This is a genomic window from Streptomyces sp. NPDC016309 (assembly GCF_043077235.1).
Taxonomy (GTDB): domain Bacteria; phylum Actinomycetota; class Actinomycetes; order Streptomycetales; family Streptomycetaceae; genus Streptomyces.
Genome location: NZ_JBIBSG010000002.1, coordinates 175687 through 197445 on the forward strand (window position 1 = coordinate 175687; position 21759 = coordinate 197445).

The following is a 21759-nucleotide window of genomic DNA, read 5'->3' on the forward strand; positions in this document are numbered from 1 at the left end:
GCCTTCCTGGGTCGTGCGTGCGGAGAGGGGCCCGGCAGCGCCGTGGGGGGAAGGAACGCTGCCGGGCCGTCAGGGGGTGGGGCGGTCCGGGTCAGCCGATCCAGGACCGCTGCTCGGGCCGGCGGCGGGACCGCGACCACATCGCCCGGCCCAGGCCCACCAGCAGCACGCACGCGGCACCCGAGGCGGCCGAGACGAGCATCACCGTGTTGTCGCCCCACGACGAGGTGAGCGCGGAGACCCCACCGGTGAGGCCCGTGGCGTCCGCCTTCGTGGCGGCCTGGGCGGCCTTGGTGTCGGACCCGGCGCTGGGCAGCGCCACGTACGGGAAGCTGCTGCCGAACTTCTTGTCGTTGGCGTCGACCGCGTCACCCAGGTCGTTCTCGGCACCCACGAGTTCGCCCTCGACGACCTGGAGCGCGATGTCCAGCACGTCGTCCGTCAGCCGCCGCCCGTTGGGGAAGCCGGCGTTGTCACCGTCGAGCACGCCCAGCCGCTTGGGTTCGGCCACCGGCTTGATCGAGGTGTTGAGGCGCAGCATCTCCGACGGCTTGCCGTTCGGCTGCTGGTTGAGGTCCTTGACGCCGGTCAGGAACACCGAGACGAGGTCGTTGCGGGGCTCGGCCGGAGCCTTGATCTTGTAGATGCCCTCGATCAGCTTGGGCAGTTCCGGCTCGGTGACGTTCTTCAGGAAGCGCCCGTCGTTCTCGGGCGAGGAGGCGTTGAACCGGTCCTTGTCCTTGACCGGGTTGACGACCTCGTTGACCAGCGGCATGCCGAGCCGGGACACCCGGGTCCACTCGCCGTAGGCGTTCTTGCGCTCGGTCGTCGCGTAGAGGCCGACCACCGGCTGCTTCTCCGACTCCCTGAGGTACGAACTCGGCACCTGGAGGGCGATGGTGTTGACGTTGTAGCCCTTGAGCGTGTCGTTGCCGACCTCCGAGAGGTCGCCGCCGTACAGCAGGTCGAAGACCCGCAGGTCGAGGAAGAACGGGTCGTCGGCCTGGCCGGCGAACGCCTTGAGCCCGCCGGGGACCTTCCGTACCGCCTGGTCGCGCAGCTTCTGGTAGTCCGGCATCGACGCCTTGCCGACGTTGGAGGGCGCGACCGGCAGGTGCTCGGCGAGCATGTGCCGGGAGGCGACCTTCCCGTGCTTGAGGCGCTGCAGCTCGATGTCGTACGACTGCGTGAAGTTGAGGTCGGGGTCGTCCAGGCTCTCCACCGCACCCGTGTTGTAGAGGAAGGTCTTCTCGTTCTTGCGGTGGTCCTTGAAGGTGAACCGGTACAGCAGGTCGTCCTGGGCGTCACCGTCGCTGTCGACGTGGATGTCGTAGCGGGCGTCGGTGGCGAAGGGGTAGAAGTTGGGCCCGCCGGCCGGCTCCTGGAACGGCAGCCAGTTCGCCACCACCGTCGTCGAGTCGGGATGGTCCGGACTGACGAACGCGTACACGTCGGTGGTGTCGAACTGTGGTTGCCCGGATATCAGCGGGGCCTCCCGGTGGCTGGAGGCGCTCGCCGTCCCCGGCTGGAGCACCCCCACGCCGGCGGCGGCCAGGCCTCCGGCGGCCAGGGCGCCGCAGGCGAGCAGTGCGACGCTCCTGCTCCGCCAGGTCCGTCCGCTCCCGGTGGGTGATGTCGTGGTCATCTCGTCCGTCCTTCATTCGTCAACGCGTCCGTCCGGCTTGCTTGTTGGACCATTACGTGCGCCGTGGCCGTTGTGTTCGGCACGGGCGTCACCGGGACGGGGCCGCGGGGTCCTGGAACCTGGCCGCGACGGCCTGGACCTCGATGTGGTAGTGCCCGTGGGACCCGCCGCCCGGGTGCAGCCGGGGCAGCCGGTAGGTGCGCCGGGGCGCCTCGCGCCCTTGGGTGCCGGGGTCCGCGCGCGAGCCGTTCACGTCCTCGTGCGGCGGGCGCGCCCGCTGCCCGGACGGGCCGGCGTCACCGGGCGCCAAGGCGCCGTGGGACAGCATCGAGGACACCACGAGGAGGCCGCCCACCGCGCCGACGCCGCACGCGCCGACCCACCGCGCCCGCCTCGGCGGTCCGGCCGTCCGGAGGTCCTCGGGGTGCGTCGCGTCACGCGCCCACAAGGGTTCCACGGTGCGTCGCGGCGGTGGGACGTCGGCGAGCGGGGCGTCGGGGAGCGGCGCGGTGCCGCGCAGTTCGGCGCGTGCGGCGTCCAGATCGTCCAGCACCCGCTGGAAGGACTCCATGATCGACTGTGCGGAGGCGGGCTCCGCGCCCGGAAGTCGCGGGTTGCGCTGGGGTATGTCGTCAACGTGCACGGCGGTGCTCCTCGCGGGGGTACATGCCTTCCGTGGCGATCCGGGGGTGATCCGGGCCGCGGTGTCGCTTCGTCGTCAGGCAGTACGCAGGGCGAGCGGGCTTGTCTCATCCGCCGTCGTGCGCCTGGGCCACCAGGGGGCCGTGGCCGGCGCCGCGGTCCGGCCCGGCGGGCAGGTGCGGGAGATGGTGACCGAGGCGCTCCCGCTTGGTCCACTGGTAGGCGAGGTTCTCCTCCCGCGGCGGGATCAGCAGCGGCACCCGCTCGCTGATCGCGATCCCGTACCGCTGCAACGCCTGGTGCTTGCGCGGGTTGTTGGACAGCAGCCGCACGGACCGCACGCCGAGGTCGTGCAGGATCCCCGCCGCGCCCCCGTAGTCGCGGGCGTCGTCCGGGAGCCCCAGCGCCAGGTTCGCCTCGACGGTGTCCAGCCCCTCCGCCTGCAACCGCATCGCGCGCAGCTTGGCCAGCAGCCCGATGCCCCGGCCCTCGTGGCCGCGGAGGTACACCAGGACGCCGCGTCCCTCGCTCGCGATGGCACGCAACGCCGCGGAGAGCTGCTCGCCGCACTCGCAGTGCCGGGACCGGAAGGCGTCCCCGGTCAGGCACTCGGAATGGAGCCGGGCGAGGACGTCATGGCCCTCGATCTCGCCGTACACCAGGGCTATTTGCTCCTCGCCCCGGTCGTGGTCCATATACCCGGCGGCGCGGAAATCGCCGAATTCGGTGGCCAACTGCACATTCACCACATGCTCGACGCCCGTTCGGCGAGTGGTGTCACGGAGCACATCATCGGTGTCTATCATGGCCCGATCGTATCGGGTAACGTCCGGCAGTGGGCGGGAAACTGACGAAGGAAAGGGCGGGGAAGATGAGCGTTCCGCAACCGCGGATACCGGCATTGGGCATGCTGCCGCTGGACACGACGACGGAGGACGTCCGCCGGGCGCCGGCGGACGTGGCGATCCTCCCCATCGGGAGTTTCGAACAGCACGGTCCGTTCCTCCCGTTGATGACGGATACCGTGGTCGCCTGCGCCATCGCCCGCGAGGTCGCGGCCGCCCACCCCGTACACCTGCTCCCACCTGTGACGATCTCCTGCTCGCACGAGCACGCCGGGTGGCCGGGGACCGTGAGCATCTCCGCCGTGACCCTCTGCGCCGTCGTCCGGGACATCGCCGGATCGCTCCGCCGCTCCGGTATCGAAAACCTCGTCCTGATCAATGGGCACGGCGGCAACTATGTATTGCGCAATGTGGTTCAGGAATCCGCGGACACCGGTACGCGAATGGCGCTTTTCCCCGGACCCGACGATTGGCGGACGGCGCGGGAACGGGCCGGTGTGCTGACGTCGTCGCACAGCGATATGCATGCGGGGGAGGTGGAGACATCCATACTTCTCCACGATCACCCGGAACTCGTGCGTCCCGGTTATGAAACCGCCGATCTGATCGCCGACGACCGCAAGCATTTGCTGTCGCTCGGTATGCGTGCCTACACGGAATCCGGAGTGATCGGCCGCCCGTCACGGGCGTCCGCCGAAAAGGGGAAACTCCTGCTGGCCGCCCTGGCCGAATCGTTCGGCGCGTACCTCTCCCTCCTCGCGCCCGCCTCCCGGCATGGTGCGCGGTGACCGCCCTGCCCACCGGACCCGCGACCGGTGCCCGACCCGCCCCCACGACGGACGTCCGCCCCCTCGACGCGGACCGCGCCTGGCGGTCGCTGCGCGGCATCCGCACCCCGGCGGACGCCGGGGCCGCCGGTCTGGTCACCGGCGAGGACGGCCGGCCGCGCTGGCGGAACGGCTCGCCCGAGGCGGACGACCTGGCCCGCCGCTACCTGCCGCTGTGCCTGGCCGGCCCGCACGTCACCTTCGCCCAACTGGGCCAGAGCCTCGACGGCTTCATCGCCACCCGCACCGGTGACGCCGACTACGTCACCGGCGAGGAGGACCGCGCGCACCTGCACCACCTGCGGGCCCTGGCCGACGCGGTGGTCGTCGGGGCCGGCACCGCCGTGGCGGACGACCCCCGGCTGACGGTGCGGGCCTGCCCCGGAGACAACCCGGTCCGCGTCGTCCTCGACCCGCGCGGCCGGGTCCCCGCCGGGCACCGGGTGTTCACCGACGGGGAGGCCCCCACCCTGTGGGTGGTGGGCGCGGGCGGCGGGCACGCGCGGGCGGTGGCCGGCCGCCGCACCGGCACCGGCACCGTCGATGTGCTGGAGCTGCCCGACCGGGACGCGTTCGCCCCGCGCGCGCTGGTGCGCCACCTCGCGCGGCGCGGCCTCGGCCGGGTCCTCGTCGAGGGCGGCGGTGTCACCGTCTCCCGCTTCCTCCGGGAAGGCGCCCTGCACCGGCTGTACGTCACCGTGGCACCGGTCCTGCTCGGCGACGGCGTCCCGGGACTCGCCTTCCCCGGCCCGGAACGGATGCGCGACGCGCTCCGCCCGCCGACCCGACGCACCCTCCTCGGCGACGACACCCTCTTCGAACTCGACCTGGGGACGCCGCGCCCCGGCGAGCCGGTCGGCCACCAGTACACCGGCGCCGGGCAGGCTCGCGGCGAGGCTCAGTAGCCCGTACACCACCGAGACGGTCAGCCCCTGCGCCGCCCCCAGGCCCGCCGCGCCGAACGCCCAGGCGGTGGCCCCCTCCCGGGGCCCCCACCCGGCGACGTTCAGCGGCAGGGCCATGGCGAGCAGCGCCAGCACCATCAGCGGCAGCAGCACGCCCGCCGGGGCGGTCGCCCCGGCGGCACGGGCGGCGACCAGGAACATGGCCAGGAACCCCGCCAGCACCGCGACGGACGACCCCAGCACCCCCGCCCACACCCACGGCCCCGCCCCCGGGGCCACCGGGCGCCCGGCATCCCCCGGCGCCCGGCGGCGGCGCCGCACGGCCACCACCGCGCCCCCCGCACCCAGCACACCGGCCACGACCGCCACCACCGCGCCCCGGCCCGGCCCCGCCTCCGCGAGGGCCGGCACCGGGTACGCGCACAGCAGCACCGCACCGGCCGTGACCAGCACCGCCTGGCCCGCGACCCGCTCGACCACCACCGCCCGCACACCCCGCCCGACGTCACCGGCGCTCCGCCCGTGCCGCACCGCCCGGTGCACGTCGCCGAGGACCCCGCCGGGCAGCGCCGCGTTCAGGAACAGGGCGCGGTAGTAGTCGGCGACCGCCCGGCCCAGCGGCAGCCGCACGCCCAGCGCGCGGGCCACCAGGCACCAGCGCCACGCGCTGAGCACGGTCGTGAACAGGCCGATGCCCAGGGCGGCCGCCAGCACGGGACCGTCGACGCCCCGCAGCCCCGCCACGAAGGCACCGCCGCCGTGCCACCACACGACCGCCCCCAGAAGGGCCGCCCCGGCCACCGCGCCGAGACGGCCCCGCACCACCGCCGGTGCCCTCACGCGCCGCCCCCCGCCGCCCCGCCACCCGGCAGGGCCAGCACATCGGTGTGATGGACCACCACGCTCAACCGGCCCTCCTCGCACGCCTCCAGCCGGCGCCGCAGGTACGCGGTGGTACGCGGCGCCAGGTCCGGCCGCTGCTCCCGCGCCGCACCGACCCAGCCCCGCAGCCACTCGGCCGTCAGCGCCGAGTCGCCGGGTCCCAGCCGCCACGGACTCGACCGCGTCAGCACGGTCATGCCCCGGGCCGCGAAGAGCTGCCGGGCCGCCGCCACCGCGTCCGGCCCGAGCAGCCGGCGGCCGCCCTCCATCCGGCGCTGGTGGTCGTTGAACGCCCCCTCGACGGCGCCGTCCAGCGGGTCACCGGGCGTCAGCTCGACGCGCCCCGCCACCGACAGCGCCAGCAGCACCGGACACCCCGCCTCCGCGCAGGCCGCCGCCAGCCCGTCCAGCTCCTCGCGGGTGAGCAGGTCCAGCAGCGCCGACGCCGTCACCAGCGCCGTACCGGCCAGTTCGGCCGCCGTCAGCAGCCCGATGTCACCCTGCCGGGTCGTCACCGTGATCCGGCCGCCGCCGTCGCCGGTGCGCGGCATCCGGGTGGCGGCCAGGTCCAGCAGCCCGGCGTCGTGGTCGTGCAGCACCCAGTGCTGCGGCCCCGCCAGCCGGGGCGCCAGCCAGCGCCCCATGGAACCGGTGCCGCACCCCAGGTCCCGGATCACCGGCACGCCGTCCCGCCGCGCCGGGTCGAGCCCCGGGAGCCGGCGCAGCGGGCCGAGGAGCCCGGCGGCGCGGGCCGCCGCGTCGGCGGGCTCGCGGAGCGCCAGCCAGTCGGGGGCGTAACGAGGTCTGCCGGTCACGCTCACGCGGCCTCCCGGGGTTCGTGACGGAGCTGGTCCAGGGCCCGGGCCAGGCCGCGGGCGGTCGTCTCCCACCCGGCCAGCGCGGTACGCCGCCCTCGTGCGGCGACCTTGGCGCGATGGCGCTCGCCGGGCTCGCCGAGCCAGCGCCGCAGGGCGGCCACCAGCGCGGCCGGGTCGTCCGGCGGTACGAGGACCCCCGGCACGCTGCCGTCGGGCGCGCGGCCGACCGCCTCGGGGAGGCCCCCGACGGCGGTCGCCAGCACCGGAACGCCCCGCGCCAGGGCCTCGGTCACCGCCATGCCGTACGTCTCCGCCCGCGAGGCGAGCACCAGCAGGTCGGCGGCCGCGTAGTGGGCGTTCAGCTCCGGGCCGCCGCGCGGGCCGGCGAGCCGCACGCGGTCCTCGAGACCGGACCGCGCGATCAGCTCCCGGAGCCGCTCGACGTACCCGGGGTCCTGCCCCAGGCCGCCCACGAGGACGCACTCCCACGGCAGGCCGGCGACGGCCGCGAGGGCCTCCACCAGTTCGTACTGCCCCTTGCGCGGGGTCACCGAGGCGACGCACAGCAGACGTGGGACGCCGGCCCCGCCGCCGGGCGCCAGCGGTCCGACGTCGGCCCCCGGCGCGGCGACCCGTACCCGCTCCGGGGCCAGCCCGTGGTGGTCCACCAGCCGGTCCGCCGCCCAGCGGCTGGTGGCGACGACCAGCGCCACCGCCCGCAGCGTCCGGCGCTCGGCGGCGTCCAGTTCCGCCGCCTCCTCCGGGGCGAGCCCCGTCTCGTCGGCCAGCGGCAGGTGCACCAGCACCGCCAGCCGCAGCCGGCCGGCCTCCGGGACGACGACGTCGGGGACGCCGCACGCGACGAGCCCGTCGAGCAGCACCACGGACCCGTCCGCCGACTCCGCCAGCACCCGGGCCAGCGCCGCGCGTTCGGCGGCCGTGGGGCGCGGCCAGGCGCCCGCGACGAGCCGATCGTGGACCTGCCAGCCGACGGCGGGCAGGTCCCGGCACACCCTGCGGTCGTAGACGTTGCCGCCGCTCGGCGCCGCCGGGTCGTCGACGCCTCCGGGCAGCACCACGCGGACCGAGCGCGCCGGCGGGGCCGCGTCCGGCACCTCCGGCCGGCCCGCGCCCCACCCGTCCGCGCCCGGCCCGTCCGCGCCCCGCCCGTCCGCGTCCCGCGGGTGCGGGTCGTGGCCGTGCACCGCGTCGTCGCTCACAGGGCCCGCTCGTAACTCGCCCACGCGATGTGCGACTCGTGCAGCGTGACGGTGATGCCCGCCAGTCCCCGCGCGCCGCCGCCCAGCGCCCCGGCGTGCACCCGGTCGGCGAGACGGTCGGCGATGACCTTCGCCAGGAACTCCGTCGAGGTGTTGACCCCCGCGAACTCGGACTCGTCGTCGAGGTTGCGGTAGTTGAACTCCGCCACCACGCTCCCCAGCTCCTTGGTGGCGAGCCCGATGTCCACGACGATGTTGTCGGCGTCCAGCTCGGCACGGCGGAAGGTGGCGTCCACGAGGTACGTCGCCCCGTGCAGGCGCTGCGCGGGTCCGAACACCTCCCCCCGGAAGCTGTGGGCGATCATGAGGTGCTCGCGGACTGTGACACTGAACAACGGCTGTGACCTCCCGGTCCGTCCTTTCGGTGACCCGCTCCGGGCCCCCGTCGTTCCAGTACGGACCGGGGGCGCCGTGCGTTCAGTGCCCGTCGTACCGCACCCGGTGGCACAGTCCGGGCAGGTCGCCCGAGGCGATGGCGCCCAGCACCGACGGCAGTTCCTCGAAGGCGCACTCGCCCGTGACCAGGGCGTCGAAGACCGGGTCGGCCAGCAGGTCCAGGGAGAGCGCCAGCCGGTCGGCGAACGTACGGCGGGAGCGCCGCGCCTCGGACACCCGGCCCACCTGGCTGCCCCGCACGACCAGACGCCCCGAGTGGAACGCCTCGCCCAGCGGCAGGCTCACCCGCCGGTCCCCGTACCAGCTCAGCTCCAGCACCGTCCCCTCCGGGGCCAGGAGTTCCAGGGAGCGCACCAGCCCGGCCTCGGTGGCGCTCGCGTGGACGGCGAGGTCGCAGTCGCCCAGCGCGTCCCCGGGGAGCGCGAAGTCCACGCCCAGGGCCGCGGCGACGGCGGCGCGGGCCGGGTCGGCGTCGACGAGCTGGACGCGTACGCCCGGGAAGCGGGCCAGCAGCGCCGCGACCGAGCAGCCCACCATCCCGCCCCCGACGACGGCGATCCGGTCACCGACCAGCGGCGCCGCGTCCCACAGGGCGTTGACCGCGGTCTCCACCGTCCCGGCCAGCACCGCCCGCGCGGCCGGCACGGTCCCGGGCACCGGCGTGACGGAGCCGGCGGGCACGACGTACCGGGTCTGGTGCGGGTAGAGGCAGAAGACGGTCCGCCCGACCAGGTGACCGGGGCCCTCCTCGACCAGACCGACGTTGAGGTACCCGTACTTGACGGGCCCGGGGAACTCGCCGTCCTGGAACGGCGCCCGCATCGCGCGGTACTGGCTCTCCGGGACACCGCCCCGGAAGACGAGGCCCTCCGTCCCCCGGCTCACCCCGGAGAACAGGGTGCGGACGACGACGTCGTCGGCGCCCGGTTCGGGCAGGACGACCTCGCGGGTCTCACCATGGCCGGGGGAGCGCAGCCAGAAGGCGCGCGCGGTGCGCTGCATGGGGTTCTCCTGTTGAACGCTGGGGTGTCGGTGCACGTTGTGAGGGTGACGAGGCCGCGCGCCCTGCCGGGCGGCGGCCCATGACTCTGTCACAGGTCCGAAAGGGTGTCCCGTGTCCGTGGGCGACATGACCGCTGCACGTCCGTTGCGCCGTTTGCTGGCCCGGTTCCCCTCGGGGGCGCCGGTCGTGCCCGCCGGCGGCCGTCGGCGGCCGGCGGGCCGTTCCGAACGGCCGCCGCGCACCCTCCCGTACGACGGGGCCCCGCGGCCGCCGGCCCCCGTGGGGGGAGCGGCGCCGTGGCGGGCCCGCCGTGAACCGGCGGTCGCCGTGGCCGCCCTGCTCGGCCTGCTGGCCGCGCTCGGCACGGTGACGGATCTGGGGCCCGCCGGGTGGCTGACGGGCGGGGTGTTCGCCGTCGCCCTGTGGGCCGTGCTCACCCGGGCCCTGGACCGGTGGTGGCCCGGGGGCGCGGCCTTCGGTCCGGCCAACGCCGTGACCCTCGCCCGGACGACGCTCGTCGGGGGCGTGACGGCGCTGGTCGCCGAGCTGTGCGCGGGCGCGGCGCCGGGCGCGGCCCTGGTCGGGCTCACCGCGGTGGCCCTGTCCCTCGACGCTGTCGACGGCCGGGTCGCCCGCCGCACCGGGACGGCGACCGCCTTCGGGGCGCGCTTCGACATGGAGGCCGACGCCTTCCTGATCCTGGTGCTGAGCGTGTGCGTGTCCCTGTCGCTGGGCGCCTGGGTGCTGGCGATCGGTGGGATGCGGTACGTCTTCGTCGCCGCGGCCCGGGTGCTGCCCTGGCTCGACGGGCCGCTGCCCCCGAGCACGGCGCGCAAGACGGTGGCCGCCGTGCAGGGCGTCGCGCTGCTGGTGGCCGGCGCCGCGATCCTCCCGCGCGGAGCGGCGTTCGCCCTGGTGGGGGTGGCGCTGGCACTGCTCGTGTGGTCCTTCGCCCGGGACGTGCGGTGGCTGTGGCGCGTCCGGGTCGTGCGGGACGGCGCGGCGCTGGTGCCGGTGGCGGCGCGCGAGCGGGCCCGAGGCCGCCTCACCGCGGGCCGTACGCGGTGAGGAAGCGGTCACGGAAGGCGTCCATCCGCCACACCGGGGCGTCCGGGCCGGGCTTGAGCCCGTCCTGCCAGCCCCACCCGGAGATCCGGTCCAGCACCGCGCGGTCGCGGGCCAGGACCGTCACCGGTACGTCCCGCCCCAGCCGGTCCCGGGTGACGGTGGGGACGGGCTGGTGGTCACCGAGGAAGACCACCACGGTGTCGTCGTCGCCGTACGTCTCCAGGTACGAGACCAGGCTGTCGAGGGAGTACTCGATCGCCCGCCGGTACTCGGTGCGCACCTGGGCGGGGTCCTTCCACACCTCCTTGGGGTCCTTGCCGGACCGCTTGACCGACTCGTAGACCGAGCCGTCGCCGAGCTCGTCCCAGCCGAGCTTGGTGGGTATCGGCGCCCAGGGGTTGTGGCTGGAGGTGAGGATGATCTCCGCCATCATGGGGCCGCGGCCGGGCCTGCCGTGTTCGAGGCGCTCGAACGCCGCGAGGCTGTACTGGTCGGGCACGGGCGTCCAGCTGAACTTGGGGCCCCGGTAGCCGAGGTCCCGCGAGTCGTGGACGTGGTCCAGGCCGTAGAACCGCCCCTCCGGCCACGCCCGGGTGACGCCCGGCATGATGCCGACCGTCCGCCAGCCACCGGCCCGCCGGAAGGCGCCGGTGAGGGTGAGCCGGTCGCTCGACGTCAGATCGCGGTAGCGCTGCTGGTTGTCGATCCACAGTCCGGAGGCGAACGTGGAGTGGGCCAGCCAGCTCCCGCCGCCCGCCGTGGGGGAGGTGAGGAAGGCGCTGCGGGAGGAGAAGCCGGCGGCCCGCAGCCGGCGGTCGCCGTCCGCGAGCACCGCGCCGACCCCCGGCGCCAGATCCGGGTCCTGGACGGCGCTGCGGCCGTAGCTCTCGATGAAGACGAACAGCACGTCCTTGCCCCGCAGCCCCGTCAGCAGCCGGTCGGCGGGCGTGCCGCGGAAGGCGTCGACGGCGGACTCCTCGGCGAACGCCTCCCGGTCGGCGATCCCCGCACGCACCTGCTGGACCCGGCCGCGTACGGCGTCGGCCGTGCCGCGGGAGGCGACCGCCGCGCCCGAGACCTGCACGCCCAGGGCCGCGCAGACGACCCAGGCGGTGCCCGCGCCCAGGACGGCCCGGGTCGTCACGGCGCTGTGCCGGACCGCGAGGCGGCCGAGCCGGACCACCGACAGGGCCATGAGGACCACCACGAGGAGGGCCAGCAGCCCCGCCCCGATGACCACACCGGTCGCACCGGCCCCGCCTATGGAGTCCCGGAGGAACGCCTCGGCGTCGTCCAGCAGGACCCAGTCCAGGACCGGGTCGAAGGGCCGTGAGAGCACGGAGCGGAAGCCCATGTCGAGGAGGTTCAGCAGCGTGACCAGCCCGAGGCCCGCCCCGGCGGCCACCGCCACCACCCGCCTGGCGCGCGGCCGCAGCACCAGCAGCAGCGCGGCTCCGCCCACCGCCTCCACCGGGATGCGGGCGAACGCGCCCGGCGTGAGGCGCTCCACCCGGTCCGGCAACAGCAGCGCCGCCCCGACCAGCACGGCGGCGAGCACCGTGGCGGCCCTGGACGCGACGGCGCGCACGAGCACCCGGTCCGCCCGGAACCGCTCCCGGGGAGCGGCCGTGCCCGCGCGTGGCAGTTGACGAGACGTCCCGATCGACACCCGAAGTCCTTTCGTCCATGACCCGCCGGCAGGGCGGACCGGCCCACCGGCCGGGGCCGCCGTGGAAGGTACGGTTCGCCGGCCGGTGCCGTTCACGTCCGGGCCGGCGGTGCCGTTCACGTCCGGGCCGGCGGTGCCGTTCCCGTCCGGGGGCGCCGGTGCCGATCACGGCCGGGCCGCCGGGTGGGGGGCCCTCCCTCGGGTGAGCCGCGTCTCACCCGGGCTGCCGCGCTTGTCTATGCAACGAGTTGCATAAGAGGATCGGGGGCATGGCGCTCGACCACGCGATCCTCGTCTCCCTGCTGGAGAAACCGGGCTCCGGCTACGAGCTGGCCCGGCGGTTCGAGCGGTCCATCGGCTACTTCTGGACCGCCACGCACCAGCAGATCTACCGCGTGCTCAAGCGCATGGAGAGCGACGGCTGGATCGACGTTCGTGACGTGCCGCAGCAGGGCCGCCCGGACAAGAAGGAGTACTCCGTCGCCGCTCCCGGCCGGACCGCGCTCTCCGCGTGGCTGCACGAGCCGATCGAACCGGAGAGCATGCGCCACGACCTGGCGGTCAGGATCCGCGGCGCGGCCTTCGACGACCCGGCCGCGCTGATCCGCGAGGTCGAGCGGCACCACGCGGTCCACGCCGAGCGGCTCGCCCACTACCTCGCGGGTCAGGAGCGCGACTTCACCGGCCCGGACGCCCAAGGCGCCCCCGGCCCGCCCGACGCGGGGCGGGAACTCCAGCACGTCGTGCTGCGCGGCGGCATCGCGTACGAACGGATGACGCTGGCCTGGCTGGACGACGTGCTCGCCACCCTCCGCGGCCTCACCCCCGAGAGCTGAACCACCGCTCACCCCGCACCATCACCACGCAATCCCCATCCCTCCGGAAAGGCGGACACCCATGGCCGACCCGCTGCTGTTCAACCCGCGCACCTACGACCCGGCCCACTTCGACCCGGAGACCCGCAGGCTGCTGCGCGCCACCGTCGACTGGTTCGAGGAGCGCGGCAAGCGCAGGCTGATCGAGGACTACCGCTCCCGGGCGTGGCTCGCGGACTTCCTCGCCTTCTCCGCCAAGGAGGGGCTGTTCGCGACCTTCCTCACCCCCGCCTCCGCCGCCGCCGGACGGCCCGGCGAGGACGACAAGCGCTGGGACACCGCCCGGATCGCCGCCCTCAACGAGATCTTCGGCTTCTACGGGCTCGACTACTGGTACGCCTGGCAGGTCACCATCCTCGGCCTCGGCCCGGTCTGGCAGAGCGACAACGCCGCCGCCCGTACCCGCGCCGCCGAACTCCTGGACCAGGGCGAGGTGTTCGCCTTCGGCCTGTCCGAGAAGACGCACGGCGCCGACATCTACTCCACCGACATGCTGCTGGAGCCCGACGGCGAGGGCGGCTTCCGCGCCACCGGCTCCAAGTACTACATCGGCAACGGCAACGCCGCCGGACTGGTCTCCGTCTTCGGCCGCCGCACCGACATGGAGGGCCCGGACGCGTACGTCTTCTTCGCCGCCGACAGCCGCCACCCGGACTACCACCTGGTGAAGAACGTCGTCGACTCCTCCAAGTACGTCAGCGAGTTCCGCCTGGAGGGCTACCCCGTCGCCGCCGAGGACGTCCTGCACACCGGCCGGGCCGCCTTCGACGCCGCCCTCAACACCGTCAACGTCGGCAAGTTCAACCTGTGCACCGCCTCCATCGGCATCTGCGAGCACGCGATGTACGAGGCCGTCACCCACGCCCACAACCGGGTCCTCTACGGCCGGCCCGTCACCGCCTTCCCGCACGTGCGCCGCGAGCTGACCGACGCGTACGTCCGGCTGGTCGGCATGAAGCTGTTCAGCGACCGCGCCGTCGACTACTTCCGCTCCGCCGGCCCCGACGACCGCCGCTACCTGCTCTTCAACCCGATGACGAAGATGAAGGTGACCACCGAGGGCGAGAAGGTCATCGACCTGATGTGGGACGTGATCGCCGCCAAGGGCTTCGAGAAGGACAACTACTTCGCCCAGGCGGCCATCGAGATCCGCGGCCTGCCCAAGCTGGAGGGCACGGTCCACGTCAACCTCGCGCTGATCCTGAAGTTCATGCGCAACCACCTGCTGGACCCCGCCGCCTACGAGCCCGTCCCCACCCGCCTCGACGCGGCGGACGACGCGTTCCTCTTCCGGCAGGGACCGGCCCGGGGCCTCGGTTCCGTACGCTTCCACGACTGGCGTCCGGCCTTCGACGCGTACGCCGACCTGCCGAACGTCGCCCGCTTCCGCGAGCAGGCCGACGCGCTGTGCGCGTTCGTCACCACCGCCGCCCCGGACGAGGAGCAGAGCCGCGACCTCGACCTGCTCCTCGCGGTGGGCCAGCTCTTCGCACTGGTCGTCCACGGCCAGCTCATCCTGGAGCAGGCGGGCCTGACGGACCTGGACCGGGACGTGCTGGACGAGCTGTTCGCCGTCCTCGTGCGGGACTTCTCCGCCCACGCCGTGGAGCTGCACGGCAAGGACTCCGCCACCCAGCAGCAGCAGCTCTGGGCGCTGGACGCGGTCCGCCGCCCGGTCGTCGACGAGGCCCGCTCGGCCCGCGTCTGGGAGCGCGTCGAAGCGCTGTCCGGCGCCTACGAGATGGCGGAGTGACACCGCCCGGGGCGGGGGGCGTGAGCGTCCCCCGCCCCGGGACCCGGCCGCACACCCGGTCCGGCCCCCCGCCTCGGCCGCGACCTCAGACCGCCGGCGGCTGCCGCAGCAGCGGGGTGAGCGTCCGGTCGAGCACGTCGGGGACCTCCGACGTCCTGAGGCGCCGGGCGGCCGCCTCTCCCGCGGCGGCGTGGAGGAGGCTGTAGAAAGTGGTGACGAGCCAGGTCATGGGGAGGTCGGTGCGGAAGGTTCCTTCGTGCTGGCCTCGGGTGAGGATGCGTTCGACGCGGCCGAGGACTTTTCGGTGGTGTGTGCGGCGGCGGGCGGGGGCGATGACGCCTTCGGATGCGGCGAGGAGGAAGGCGTGGCGTTCGAGGATGCGCCAGCTTGAGTGGATGAGGCGGGAGAAGGCCTGGTCGGCGGGGAGGTCGTCGAGGTTCTGTTGGTGCAGGAGGGTGTCGGCCTGTTCGACGGAGTGGGCGAGGACGGCGTCGAGGAGGGCTTCGCGGGAGGGGAAGTGGGCGTAGAGGGTGACGCGGCTGACGCCCGCGGCGGTGGCGACCTTGGTCATGCTGACGTGGGGGTCGCGGACGAAGCAGTCCAGGGCGGCGGCCACGATGGTCGCGATGCTGCGCTCCGCGTCCGCACGGCGGCGGGGAGCACCCTGGCCCCCGGTCGAGGGACGGGCCTTCTGGTGCGGCGTGGGCATGGGGGGAGCGTATTCCACCCGTGCGGAGCGGACGGCGGTCCGGGCCCGTCATCTGCCCGCCGGCCCGGCCCCACCCCACGGCACACGTGGTGAAATCCGGTCGAACCGGGCGGCCTCCGGGGCCCGGAAGGCCCGTGGCGGGACCCCCTGAGTGACCACAGGAGCGGGGGGTTAGCATATGAGCGCCGCCTAGCTCGAAAGATAAACCTGTGACTGTCAACGACGACTCGTTCACCAACTGGAAGAACCGCGAGGAGATCGCGGAGTCGATGATCCCGATCATCGGGAAGCTGCACCGGGAGCGGGACGTCACCGTCCTCCTCCACAGCCGCTCCCTGGTGAACAAGTCGGTGGTCAGCATCCTCAAGACCCACCGGTTCGCCCGGCAGATAGCCGGCGAGGAGCTCTCGGTCACCGAGACCCTGCCGTTCCTCCAGGCCCTCACCACGCTCGACCTCGGCCCGTCCCAGATCGACATCGGCATGCTCGCCGCCACGTACAAGACGGACGACCGCGGTCTGTCGGTGGACGAGTTCACCGCCGAGGCCGTCGCCGGTGCCATCGGCGACAACAAGATCGAGCGCCGCGAGGGACGCGACGTCGTCCTCTACGGCTTCGGCCGCATCGGCCGCCTCGTCGCCCGCCTCCTCATCGAGAAGGCCGGCTCCGGCAACGGCCTGCGCCTGCGCGCCATCGTCGTGCGCGGCGGCGGCGAGCGGGCCGCCGAGGACATCGTGAAGCGCGCCTCGCTGCTGCGCCGCGACTCCATCCACGGCCAGTTCCAGGGCACCATCACCGTCGACGAGGCGACCAGCACGATCGTCGCCAACGGCAACGCGATCAAGGTGATCTACGCGAACGACCCGTCCGAGGTCGACTACACCGCGTACGGCATCAAGGACGCCATCCTCATCGACAACACCGGCAAGTGGCGCGACCGCGCGGGCCTGTCGAAGCACCTGCGCCCCGGCATCGACAAGGTCGTCCTGACCGCCCCGGGCAAGGGCGACGTCCCGAACATCGTCCACGGCGTCAACCACGACACCATCAAGCCGGACGAGCGGGTCCTGTCCTGCGCCTCCTGCACCACCAACGCCATCGTCCCGCCGCTGAAGGCGATGGACGACGAGTACGGTGTGCTGCGCGGCCACGTGGAGACCGTCCACTCGTTCACGAACGACCAGAACCTGCTGGACAACTACCACAAGGCCGACCGCCGGGGCCGCTCCGCGCCGCTCAACATGGTGATCACCGAGACCGGTGCCGCCTCCGCCGTCGCCAAGGCGCTGCCCGACCTCAAGGCGCCGATCACCGGCAGCTCGATCCGCGTCCCCGTCCCGGACGTCTCGATCGCCATCCTGAGCCTGCGCCTGGGCCGCGAGACCACCCGCGACGAGGTCCTGGAGTACCTCCGCGACGTCTCGCTGCACTCGCCGCTCAAGCGCCAGATCGACTTCACCACCGCCCCCGACGCCGTCTCCATGGACTTCGTCGGTTCGCGCCACGCCTCGATCGTCGACGCCGGCGCCACCAAGGTCGACGGCGACAACGCCATCCTCTACCTCTGGTACGACAACGAGTTCGGCTACTCGTGCCAGGTCATCCGGGTCGTCCAGCACGTCTCCGGGGTGGAGTACCCGACCTACCCGGCGCCCGTGGTCTGATCCTCCCGGGCGACACGAGGGGGCGGCGACCGGACCCGCGAGGGCATCCGGTCGCCGCCCCCTCCGCCGTCCCCGGCGCGCCGCCCCGGGGACGGCCGCGACGGCTCAGCCGTTCTTCCGCACGGCCCGCCGCTGCCGGGCACCCAGCGGCGCGCGGGACAGGTCCTCCGCCTGGGACCTGAGGTGCTTGTAGCCGTACCCGCGCCCGTCCAGCCAGGCCCTCGCCGCGTCCTCGGCGCGTAGCGTCGCGTCGAGGATGTCCTCCTCCTCCTCGCCCGAGTCCAGGAAGCGGAAGGTGAAGGCCGGCCGGGCGGCGATGTCGTAGCTGAGGTGCCCCTCCGGGGTGAAGGCGGCGTGCATCGCGTCGTGTTCGGCGGCGTGCGCCAGCAGCTCGGCCCGCCGGTCGGAGTCCAGCCCGTCGAAGACGCCACGGACCATGATGCGGAAGGTGCGTTCGCTCATCCCCGGACCCTAACCAGCGGGACCCGCACGGTTCCACCCGTTTTCGCCCGGCTCCGGTGCGGGATCAGGCCGCCGCGGGCGTGTAGTGGGCGGCGTCGTCGCCCTCCACGGCATGGCTGCGGCCACCGTCGGCCCCGACGGGCACGTCCCCGGCGACCGTGACGCGGTGCAGCAGGCGCGGCAGGTCGCCGTAGTCGTCCGGGGCGTAGTGCTGGGTGATCCGGTTGTCGAACAGCACCAGGTCACCCGGGCGCCAGGCGATCCGCACGACGTTCTCGGGCCGCGTCACGTACGCCTGGAGGAGCCGCAGCAGGTCCCGCGACTCCGACGGGCCGAAGCCCACCAGCCCCTGCGCGAACCCGCCGATGAACAGGCCGCGTTCCCCGCTCTCCGGGTGCACGCGCACCACCGGGTGGGCGGTGCGGTACCGGCGCGACACGAACCGCCGGCGGTGCTCCGCGGCCTTCTCGTCCTTCGGCTCGGCGTAGTCGTACGCGTTGGTGTGCACCGCCCACAGCCGGTCGGCGAACTCCCGGAGGGGCTCCGGCAGGTCCCGGTAGGCGGCGGCCGTGTTGGCGATCAGCGTGTGGCCCCCGTACGGCGGGACGACGAGGGCGCGCAGCGTGGACGCCTTCGGCGGCGTACGGACGAAGGTGACGTCCGTGTGCCAGTGGTTGGCGCGGATGCCCTCGTCACCGTCCACCGGAAGGATGTGCGGCTGCCCGTCCACCGACGGCACCGTGGGGTGGGCGGTGGTCAGGTCGCCGAACAGTGACGCGAAACGTAGCTGACCGGCCTCGTCGAGGTGCTGGTCCCGGAAGACGAGGGCCTTGTGCTCCAGCAGCGCCCGGCCGACCGCGGCGACGGACTCGGGCGTGAGATCGCCCGACAGGTCCAGGCCGAGGACCTCGGCGCCGATGCGCCCGCCGATCCGGCGGACCTCCGGGCCGCCCGCCGCGGCGGGCGCGGTGACCGGCGCGGTGGCCGCAGAGGCGTCGGGCGTGGTGGCGGGTGCGGCGTCGGGAGTGGTGGCGGGTGTCGTGGTCGTCATGACCGGTCGTCCTTTCGTCGTCGTACGGGGGGAAGGGGAGAGCGAGGGGTACGGGAGGGGCGCGGGGCCGGCCGTCACGCGGGCTCCGCCACCCGGCCGGCCGGCCGGGCGAGCCCGTAGTGCTCGCGCAGCGTGCGGCCCGTGTACGCGGTGCGGAACAGGCCGCGCGCCTGGAGGATGGGGACGACCTGGTCGACGAAGTGGTCCAGCCCGCCCGGCAGATAAGGCGGCATGATGTTGAACCCGTCGGCCGCGCCCTCGGTGAACCACTCCTGGAGCTCGTCGGCGATCTGCTCCGCCGTGCCCACGACCACCCGGTGGCCGCGTCCGCCACCGAGCCGGGCGATCAGCTCCCGGAGGGTGAGCCCCTCCCGCCGGCCGAGCTCGGCGACCAGGGCGAAACGGCTCCTGTTGCCGTTGATGTCCCGCTCGTCGGGCAGCTCGGGCAGCGGGCCGTCCAGTGGCAGGCCGGTCAGATCGGTGCCGAGCATCCCGGAGAGCTGGGCCAAACCGTACTCGGGCACCTGGAGGTCGGTGAGCTCCCGCTCCAGCGCGCGGGCCTCGGCCTCGGTGGACCCGATGACGGGGCAGATGCCCGGCAGGATCCGCACGTCGTCCTCCGTGCGCCCGTGGCGGGGCAGCCGGCTCCGGAGGTCCTTGGCGAAGGCCTGCGCGTCGGACAGCGTCTGCTGCGCGGTGAACACCGCCTCCGCGTACCGGGCGGCGAACTCCTTGCCGTCCTCCGAGGCCCCGGCCTGCACCAGCAGCGGGTGCCCCTGCGGTGGCCGGGGCACGTTCAGGGGACCGCGCACCCCGAAGTGCGTCCCCCGGTGGTCGACGGGGCGGACCTTGTCGGTGTCCGCGTAGATCCCGGCCGCCCGGTCCAGGACGATCGCGTCGTCGTCCCAGCTGTCCCAGAGCTTCACGGCGACCTCGACGAACTCCCGCGCCCGCTCGTACCGCAGTCCGTGTTCCAGGTGCTCGTCACGGCCGAAGTTGCGGGCCTCGTCGACCGTGCCGGAGGTCACGATGTTCCAGCCCGCCCGGCCGCCGCTGAGGTGGTCCAGGGAGGCGAAGGCGCGCGCCGTGCTGAACGGCTCGTTGAACGTGGTCGAGACGGTGGCGATGAGCCCGATGCGTTCGGTGACCGTCGCCAGTGCCGACAGCAGCGTCAGCGGTTCGAAGCCGCCCAGGGCGTTGTGGCGGACCTTGCCCCACAGGGCCAGTCCGTCGGCGAGGAACACCGAGTCGAGCAGGCCCCGTTCGGCCGTTCTCGCCAGCTCCTGGAAGTACGTGAGGTCGGTGACGCGTTCGGGTGTGGTCAGCGGGTGGCGCCAGGCCGCGTCGTGGTGGCCGGCGTTCATGAGAAAGGCGTTCAGGTGCAACTGGCGGGGTGGCGATGCGGGCACGGCGGCGTCCTTCGGGTAGGTAGGTGGGTGGTACGGGAGGGGAGGGAGGCCCGGGGCCGGGGCCGGGAAGTCGGGCGGCGCGGCGGGGTCAGCCGTTCGCCGGGACCCGCCAGGAGCTGAGCCGCCGCTCCAGGGCGACGAGAAGCTGGTTGAACGCCACGCCGATCGCCGAGATGGTGATGATCCCGGCGTACATCTGCGGGATGGCGAAGTTGTACTGCGAGGCGTTGATCAGGTAGCCCAGCCCGGCCTTCGCGCCGATCATCTCCGCCGCCACCAGCACCAGGATGGACACGGCTCCGGCGAGCCGGATGCCGGTGAACACCGCCGGCACCGAGGCGGGCAGGATCACCTTCTGGAACAGCCGCACCGCGGGGAGGTCCAGCGACCGCGCCAGCCTCAGCAGCGTCGGGTCGACGGACCGGACGGCGCTGATGGTGCTGAGCAGCACCGGCCAGGCGCAGGCGTACACCACGATGGAGATCTTGGACGTCTCGCCGATGCCCAGCAGCAGGACGAAGACCGGCAGCAGTGCCAGGGCGGCGGTGTTGCGGAAGACCTCCAGCAGCGGTCCGAGGAGGTCCGCCACCCGCCGGTACCAGCCGATCAGCAGGCCCAGCGGCACGGCCACCGCCACCGCGATCCCGAAGCCGGTCAGGGAACGGGTGAGGCTGGCCAGGGTGTGGTCGGTGAGCTGCCCGTCGGCGGCGAGCCGCCACCAGGCGAGGGCCACCTCGCCGAACGGCGGCAGGAACGTGCGGTCGGCCAGCCCCAGCCGGGGCGCCGTCTCCCACACCAGGAGCAGCGCCACGACGGCGGCGGACCTGGTGCCGGCCCGCACGGCTCCGTACAGCACCCGGCGGACCGTGGACCACGCCCGTCCGCGGCGCGGCCGGGCCGGGGCGGACGGCGGTACGGCCGTGTCCGCGCGGGTCGCGGTGGGCGGGGGGACCGGACCCGTGGCGACGGGGCTCCCGGTGGCGATGTCGGTCAGGGAACTCATAGGGTGGCTCCTTGCCTTTCCTCCTGCTGGGCCCTGGACACCTCGTCGCGCAACAGGGACCAGATCCGGTGCCGGTACCGTGCGAACTCGGGGGTGGAGCGCGGGTCGTCGCCGCTCGTCCCGGACGGCAGGTCGATCGGTACGACCTCCTTGATCCGGCCCGGCCGTGAGGTCATCACCGCCACGCGCTGCCCCAGGTGCACGGCTTCGTCGATGCCATGGGTGATGAAGACGATCGTCTTGCCGGTCCGCTGCCAGATCCGCAGCAGCTCGTCCTGGAGGGACTCCCTGGTCTGGGCGTCCAGCGCCGCGAACGGCTCGTCCATGAGCAGGACGTCCGGGTCGTACGCCAGGCTGCGCGCGATGGCGACCCGCTGGCGCATGCCGCCGGACAGCTCGTGGGGGTGGCGCCCCTCGAAACCGCTGAGCCCGACCAGGTCCAGGAACTCCCGGGCCCGCTCCGCCCGCCGGCGGCGCGGCACCCCGATGGCCTCCAGCCCGAACTCCACGTTGCCCTGGGCGGTGCGCCAGGGGAGCAGGGCGTACTGCTGGAAGACGATGCCCCGGTCGAGGCCGGGCCCCGTGATCGGCGAGCCGTCCAGCAGGATGGTGCCGGACGTGGGGCGGGACAGCCCGCCGAGCAGGTCCAGCAGCGTCGACTTGCCGCAGCCGCTGGGGCCCACGACGACGAGGAACTCGCCGGCGCCCACGGTCAGGTCGATCCCGTCGAGCGCGGTGACCGCCGACCGTGAGCCGTCCTTGGCCCGGACGGGGAAGTCCCGGCGTACGTCCCGGAACACGATCTTGGCGGTGTGGGCGGTGTGGGTGTCGGGGGATCCGGTCATGGTGTCCT

General features: G+C 73.8%; 20 protein-coding genes and 1 pseudogene. 6 read left to right on the forward strand and 15 right to left on the reverse strand.

The window, feature by feature from the left end:
• Positions 1-91: 91 nt before the first annotated feature.
• The 3 genes from ACF068_RS05385 to ribA all read right to left on the reverse strand — a co-directional run bounded on the left by ACF068_RS05385 (position 92) and on the right by ribA (position 3093).
• A complete protein-coding gene (locus ACF068_RS05385) occupies positions 92-1645 on the reverse strand; it encodes a DUF4331 domain-containing protein (protein ID WP_392272823.1) in 1554 nt (517 codons plus the stop codon).
• An 88-nt stretch (positions 1646-1733) separates the two neighbouring features.
• Entirely contained in the window at positions 1734-2288 is a 555-nt protein-coding gene (locus tag ACF068_RS05390; RefSeq protein WP_392272824.1) for a hypothetical protein, read from the reverse strand.
• 106 nt (positions 2289-2394) lie between these two features.
• On the reverse strand, positions 2395-3093 hold the full coding sequence (ribA, locus tag ACF068_RS05395; RefSeq protein ID WP_392272825.1) for a GTP cyclohydrolase II: 699 nt from the start codon (positions 3091-3093) through the stop codon (positions 2395-2397).
• Positions 3094-3158: 65 nt separating this feature from the next.
• Here ribA and ACF068_RS05400 point away from each other — a divergent pair, with 65 nt between their 5' ends.
• Both ACF068_RS05400 and ACF068_RS05405 read left to right on the forward strand, forming a co-directional pair.
• Complete coding sequence (locus ACF068_RS05400) at positions 3159-3920, forward strand: creatininase family protein (protein WP_392272826.1); 762 nt, start codon at positions 3159-3161, stop codon at positions 3918-3920.
• The gene (locus ACF068_RS05405) at positions 3917-4864 is read left to right on the forward strand and encodes a RibD family protein (RefSeq protein WP_392272827.1); all 948 of its coding nucleotides are present in this window, start codon (positions 3917-3919) and stop codon (positions 4862-4864) included. The genes ACF068_RS05400 and ACF068_RS05405 overlap by 4 nt, the downstream gene beginning before the upstream one ends.
• A gap of 36 nt (positions 4865-4900) precedes the next feature.
• Here ACF068_RS05405 and ACF068_RS05410 read toward each other — a convergent pair.
• The 5 genes and pseudogenes from ACF068_RS05410 to ACF068_RS05430 all read right to left on the reverse strand — a co-directional run.
• Positions 4901-5788, reverse strand: a pseudogene (locus ACF068_RS05410) (lysylphosphatidylglycerol synthase domain-containing protein); the annotation flags it as partial.
• A complete protein-coding gene (locus ACF068_RS05415) occupies positions 5701-6567 on the reverse strand; it encodes a class I SAM-dependent methyltransferase (RefSeq protein WP_392272828.1) in 867 nt (288 codons plus the stop codon). The gene ACF068_RS05415 and the pseudogene ACF068_RS05410, both read right to left, overlap by 88 nt.
• The gene (locus ACF068_RS05420) at positions 6564-7679 is read right to left on the reverse strand and encodes a glycosyltransferase family 4 protein (RefSeq protein ID WP_392273264.1); all 1116 of its coding nucleotides are present in this window, start codon (positions 7677-7679) and stop codon (positions 6564-6566) included. The genes ACF068_RS05415 and ACF068_RS05420 overlap by 4 nt, the downstream gene beginning before the upstream one ends.
• 101 nt (positions 7680-7780) lie before the next feature.
• Entirely contained in the window at positions 7781-8179 is a 399-nt protein-coding gene (locus ACF068_RS05425) for a 6-pyruvoyl tetrahydropterin synthase family protein (RefSeq protein WP_392272829.1), read from the reverse strand.
• A gap of 82 nt (positions 8180-8261) precedes the next feature.
• Entirely contained in the window at positions 8262-9242 is a 981-nt protein-coding gene (locus tag ACF068_RS05430) for a zinc-binding alcohol dehydrogenase (protein WP_392272830.1), read from the reverse strand.
• Between the two features lie 127 nt (positions 9243-9369).
• On the opposite strand from ACF068_RS05430, the gene ACF068_RS05435 reads away from it, so the two are divergent.
• The gene (locus ACF068_RS05435) at positions 9370-10311 is read left to right on the forward strand and encodes a CDP-alcohol phosphatidyltransferase family protein (protein WP_392272831.1); all 942 of its coding nucleotides are present in this window, start codon (positions 9370-9372) and stop codon (positions 10309-10311) included.
• Here ACF068_RS05435 and ACF068_RS05440 read toward each other — a convergent pair.
• Positions 10289-11980, reverse strand: a complete 1692-nt coding sequence (locus ACF068_RS05440) for a sulfatase (protein ID WP_392272832.1) — start codon at positions 11978-11980, stop codon at positions 10289-10291. The two genes, ACF068_RS05435 and ACF068_RS05440, sit on opposite strands and share 23 nt — an antisense overlap.
• A gap of 269 nt (positions 11981-12249) precedes the next feature.
• On the opposite strand from ACF068_RS05440, the gene ACF068_RS05445 reads away from it, so the two are divergent.
• Positions 12250-12816 carry a PadR family transcriptional regulator gene (locus ACF068_RS05445; protein ID WP_392272833.1) on the forward strand — a complete coding sequence of 189 codons (567 nt, stop codon included), beginning with the start codon at positions 12250-12252 and terminating at the stop codon, positions 12814-12816.
• A 61-nt stretch (positions 12817-12877) separates the two neighbouring features.
• Positions 12878-14608, forward strand: coding sequence for an acyl-CoA dehydrogenase family protein (locus tag ACF068_RS05450; protein WP_392272834.1), 1731 nt, complete (start codon positions 12878-12880; stop codon positions 14606-14608).
• An 85-nt stretch (positions 14609-14693) separates the two neighbouring features.
• On the opposite strand, the gene ACF068_RS05455 is transcribed toward ACF068_RS05450, so the two are convergent.
• Positions 14694-15317: a TetR/AcrR family transcriptional regulator gene (locus tag ACF068_RS05455; protein ID WP_392272835.1), complete on the reverse strand. Its 624-nt coding sequence runs from the start codon at positions 15315-15317 to the stop codon at positions 14694-14696.
• 209 nt (positions 15318-15526) lie between these two features.
• On the opposite strand from ACF068_RS05455, the gene ACF068_RS05460 reads away from it, so the two are divergent.
• Positions 15527-16981: a glyceraldehyde-3-phosphate dehydrogenase gene (locus ACF068_RS05460; protein WP_392272836.1), complete on the forward strand. Its 1455-nt coding sequence runs from the start codon at positions 15527-15529 to the stop codon at positions 16979-16981.
• A 105-nt stretch (positions 16982-17086) separates the two neighbouring features.
• Here ACF068_RS05460 and ACF068_RS05465 read toward each other — a convergent pair whose 3' ends face one another.
• From ACF068_RS05465 to ACF068_RS05485, 5 genes are all read right to left on the reverse strand, one after another.
• Positions 17087-17443, reverse strand: a complete 357-nt coding sequence (locus ACF068_RS05465; RefSeq protein ID WP_392272837.1) for a DUF6204 family protein — start codon at positions 17441-17443, stop codon at positions 17087-17089.
• A gap of 64 nt (positions 17444-17507) precedes the next feature.
• Positions 17508-18494 (reverse strand): TauD/TfdA dioxygenase family protein, encoded by a 987-nt coding sequence (locus ACF068_RS05470; protein WP_392272838.1) that lies wholly within the window; start codon positions 18492-18494, stop codon positions 17508-17510.
• Positions 18495-18568: 74 nt separating this feature from the next.
• Positions 18569-19903 (reverse strand): LLM class flavin-dependent oxidoreductase, encoded by a 1335-nt coding sequence (locus ACF068_RS05475; RefSeq protein ID WP_392272839.1) that lies wholly within the window; start codon positions 19901-19903, stop codon positions 18569-18571.
• An 88-nt stretch (positions 19904-19991) separates the two neighbouring features.
• On the reverse strand, positions 19992-20906 hold the full coding sequence (locus ACF068_RS05480; RefSeq protein ID WP_392272840.1) for an ABC transporter permease: 915 nt from the start codon (positions 20904-20906) through the stop codon (positions 19992-19994).
• Positions 20903-21751 carry an ABC transporter ATP-binding protein gene (locus tag ACF068_RS05485; RefSeq protein ID WP_392272841.1) on the reverse strand — a complete coding sequence of 283 codons (849 nt, stop codon included), beginning with the start codon at positions 21749-21751 and terminating at the stop codon, positions 20903-20905. The genes ACF068_RS05480 and ACF068_RS05485 overlap by 4 nt, the downstream gene beginning before the upstream one ends.
• Positions 21752-21759 lie beyond the last annotated feature (8 nt).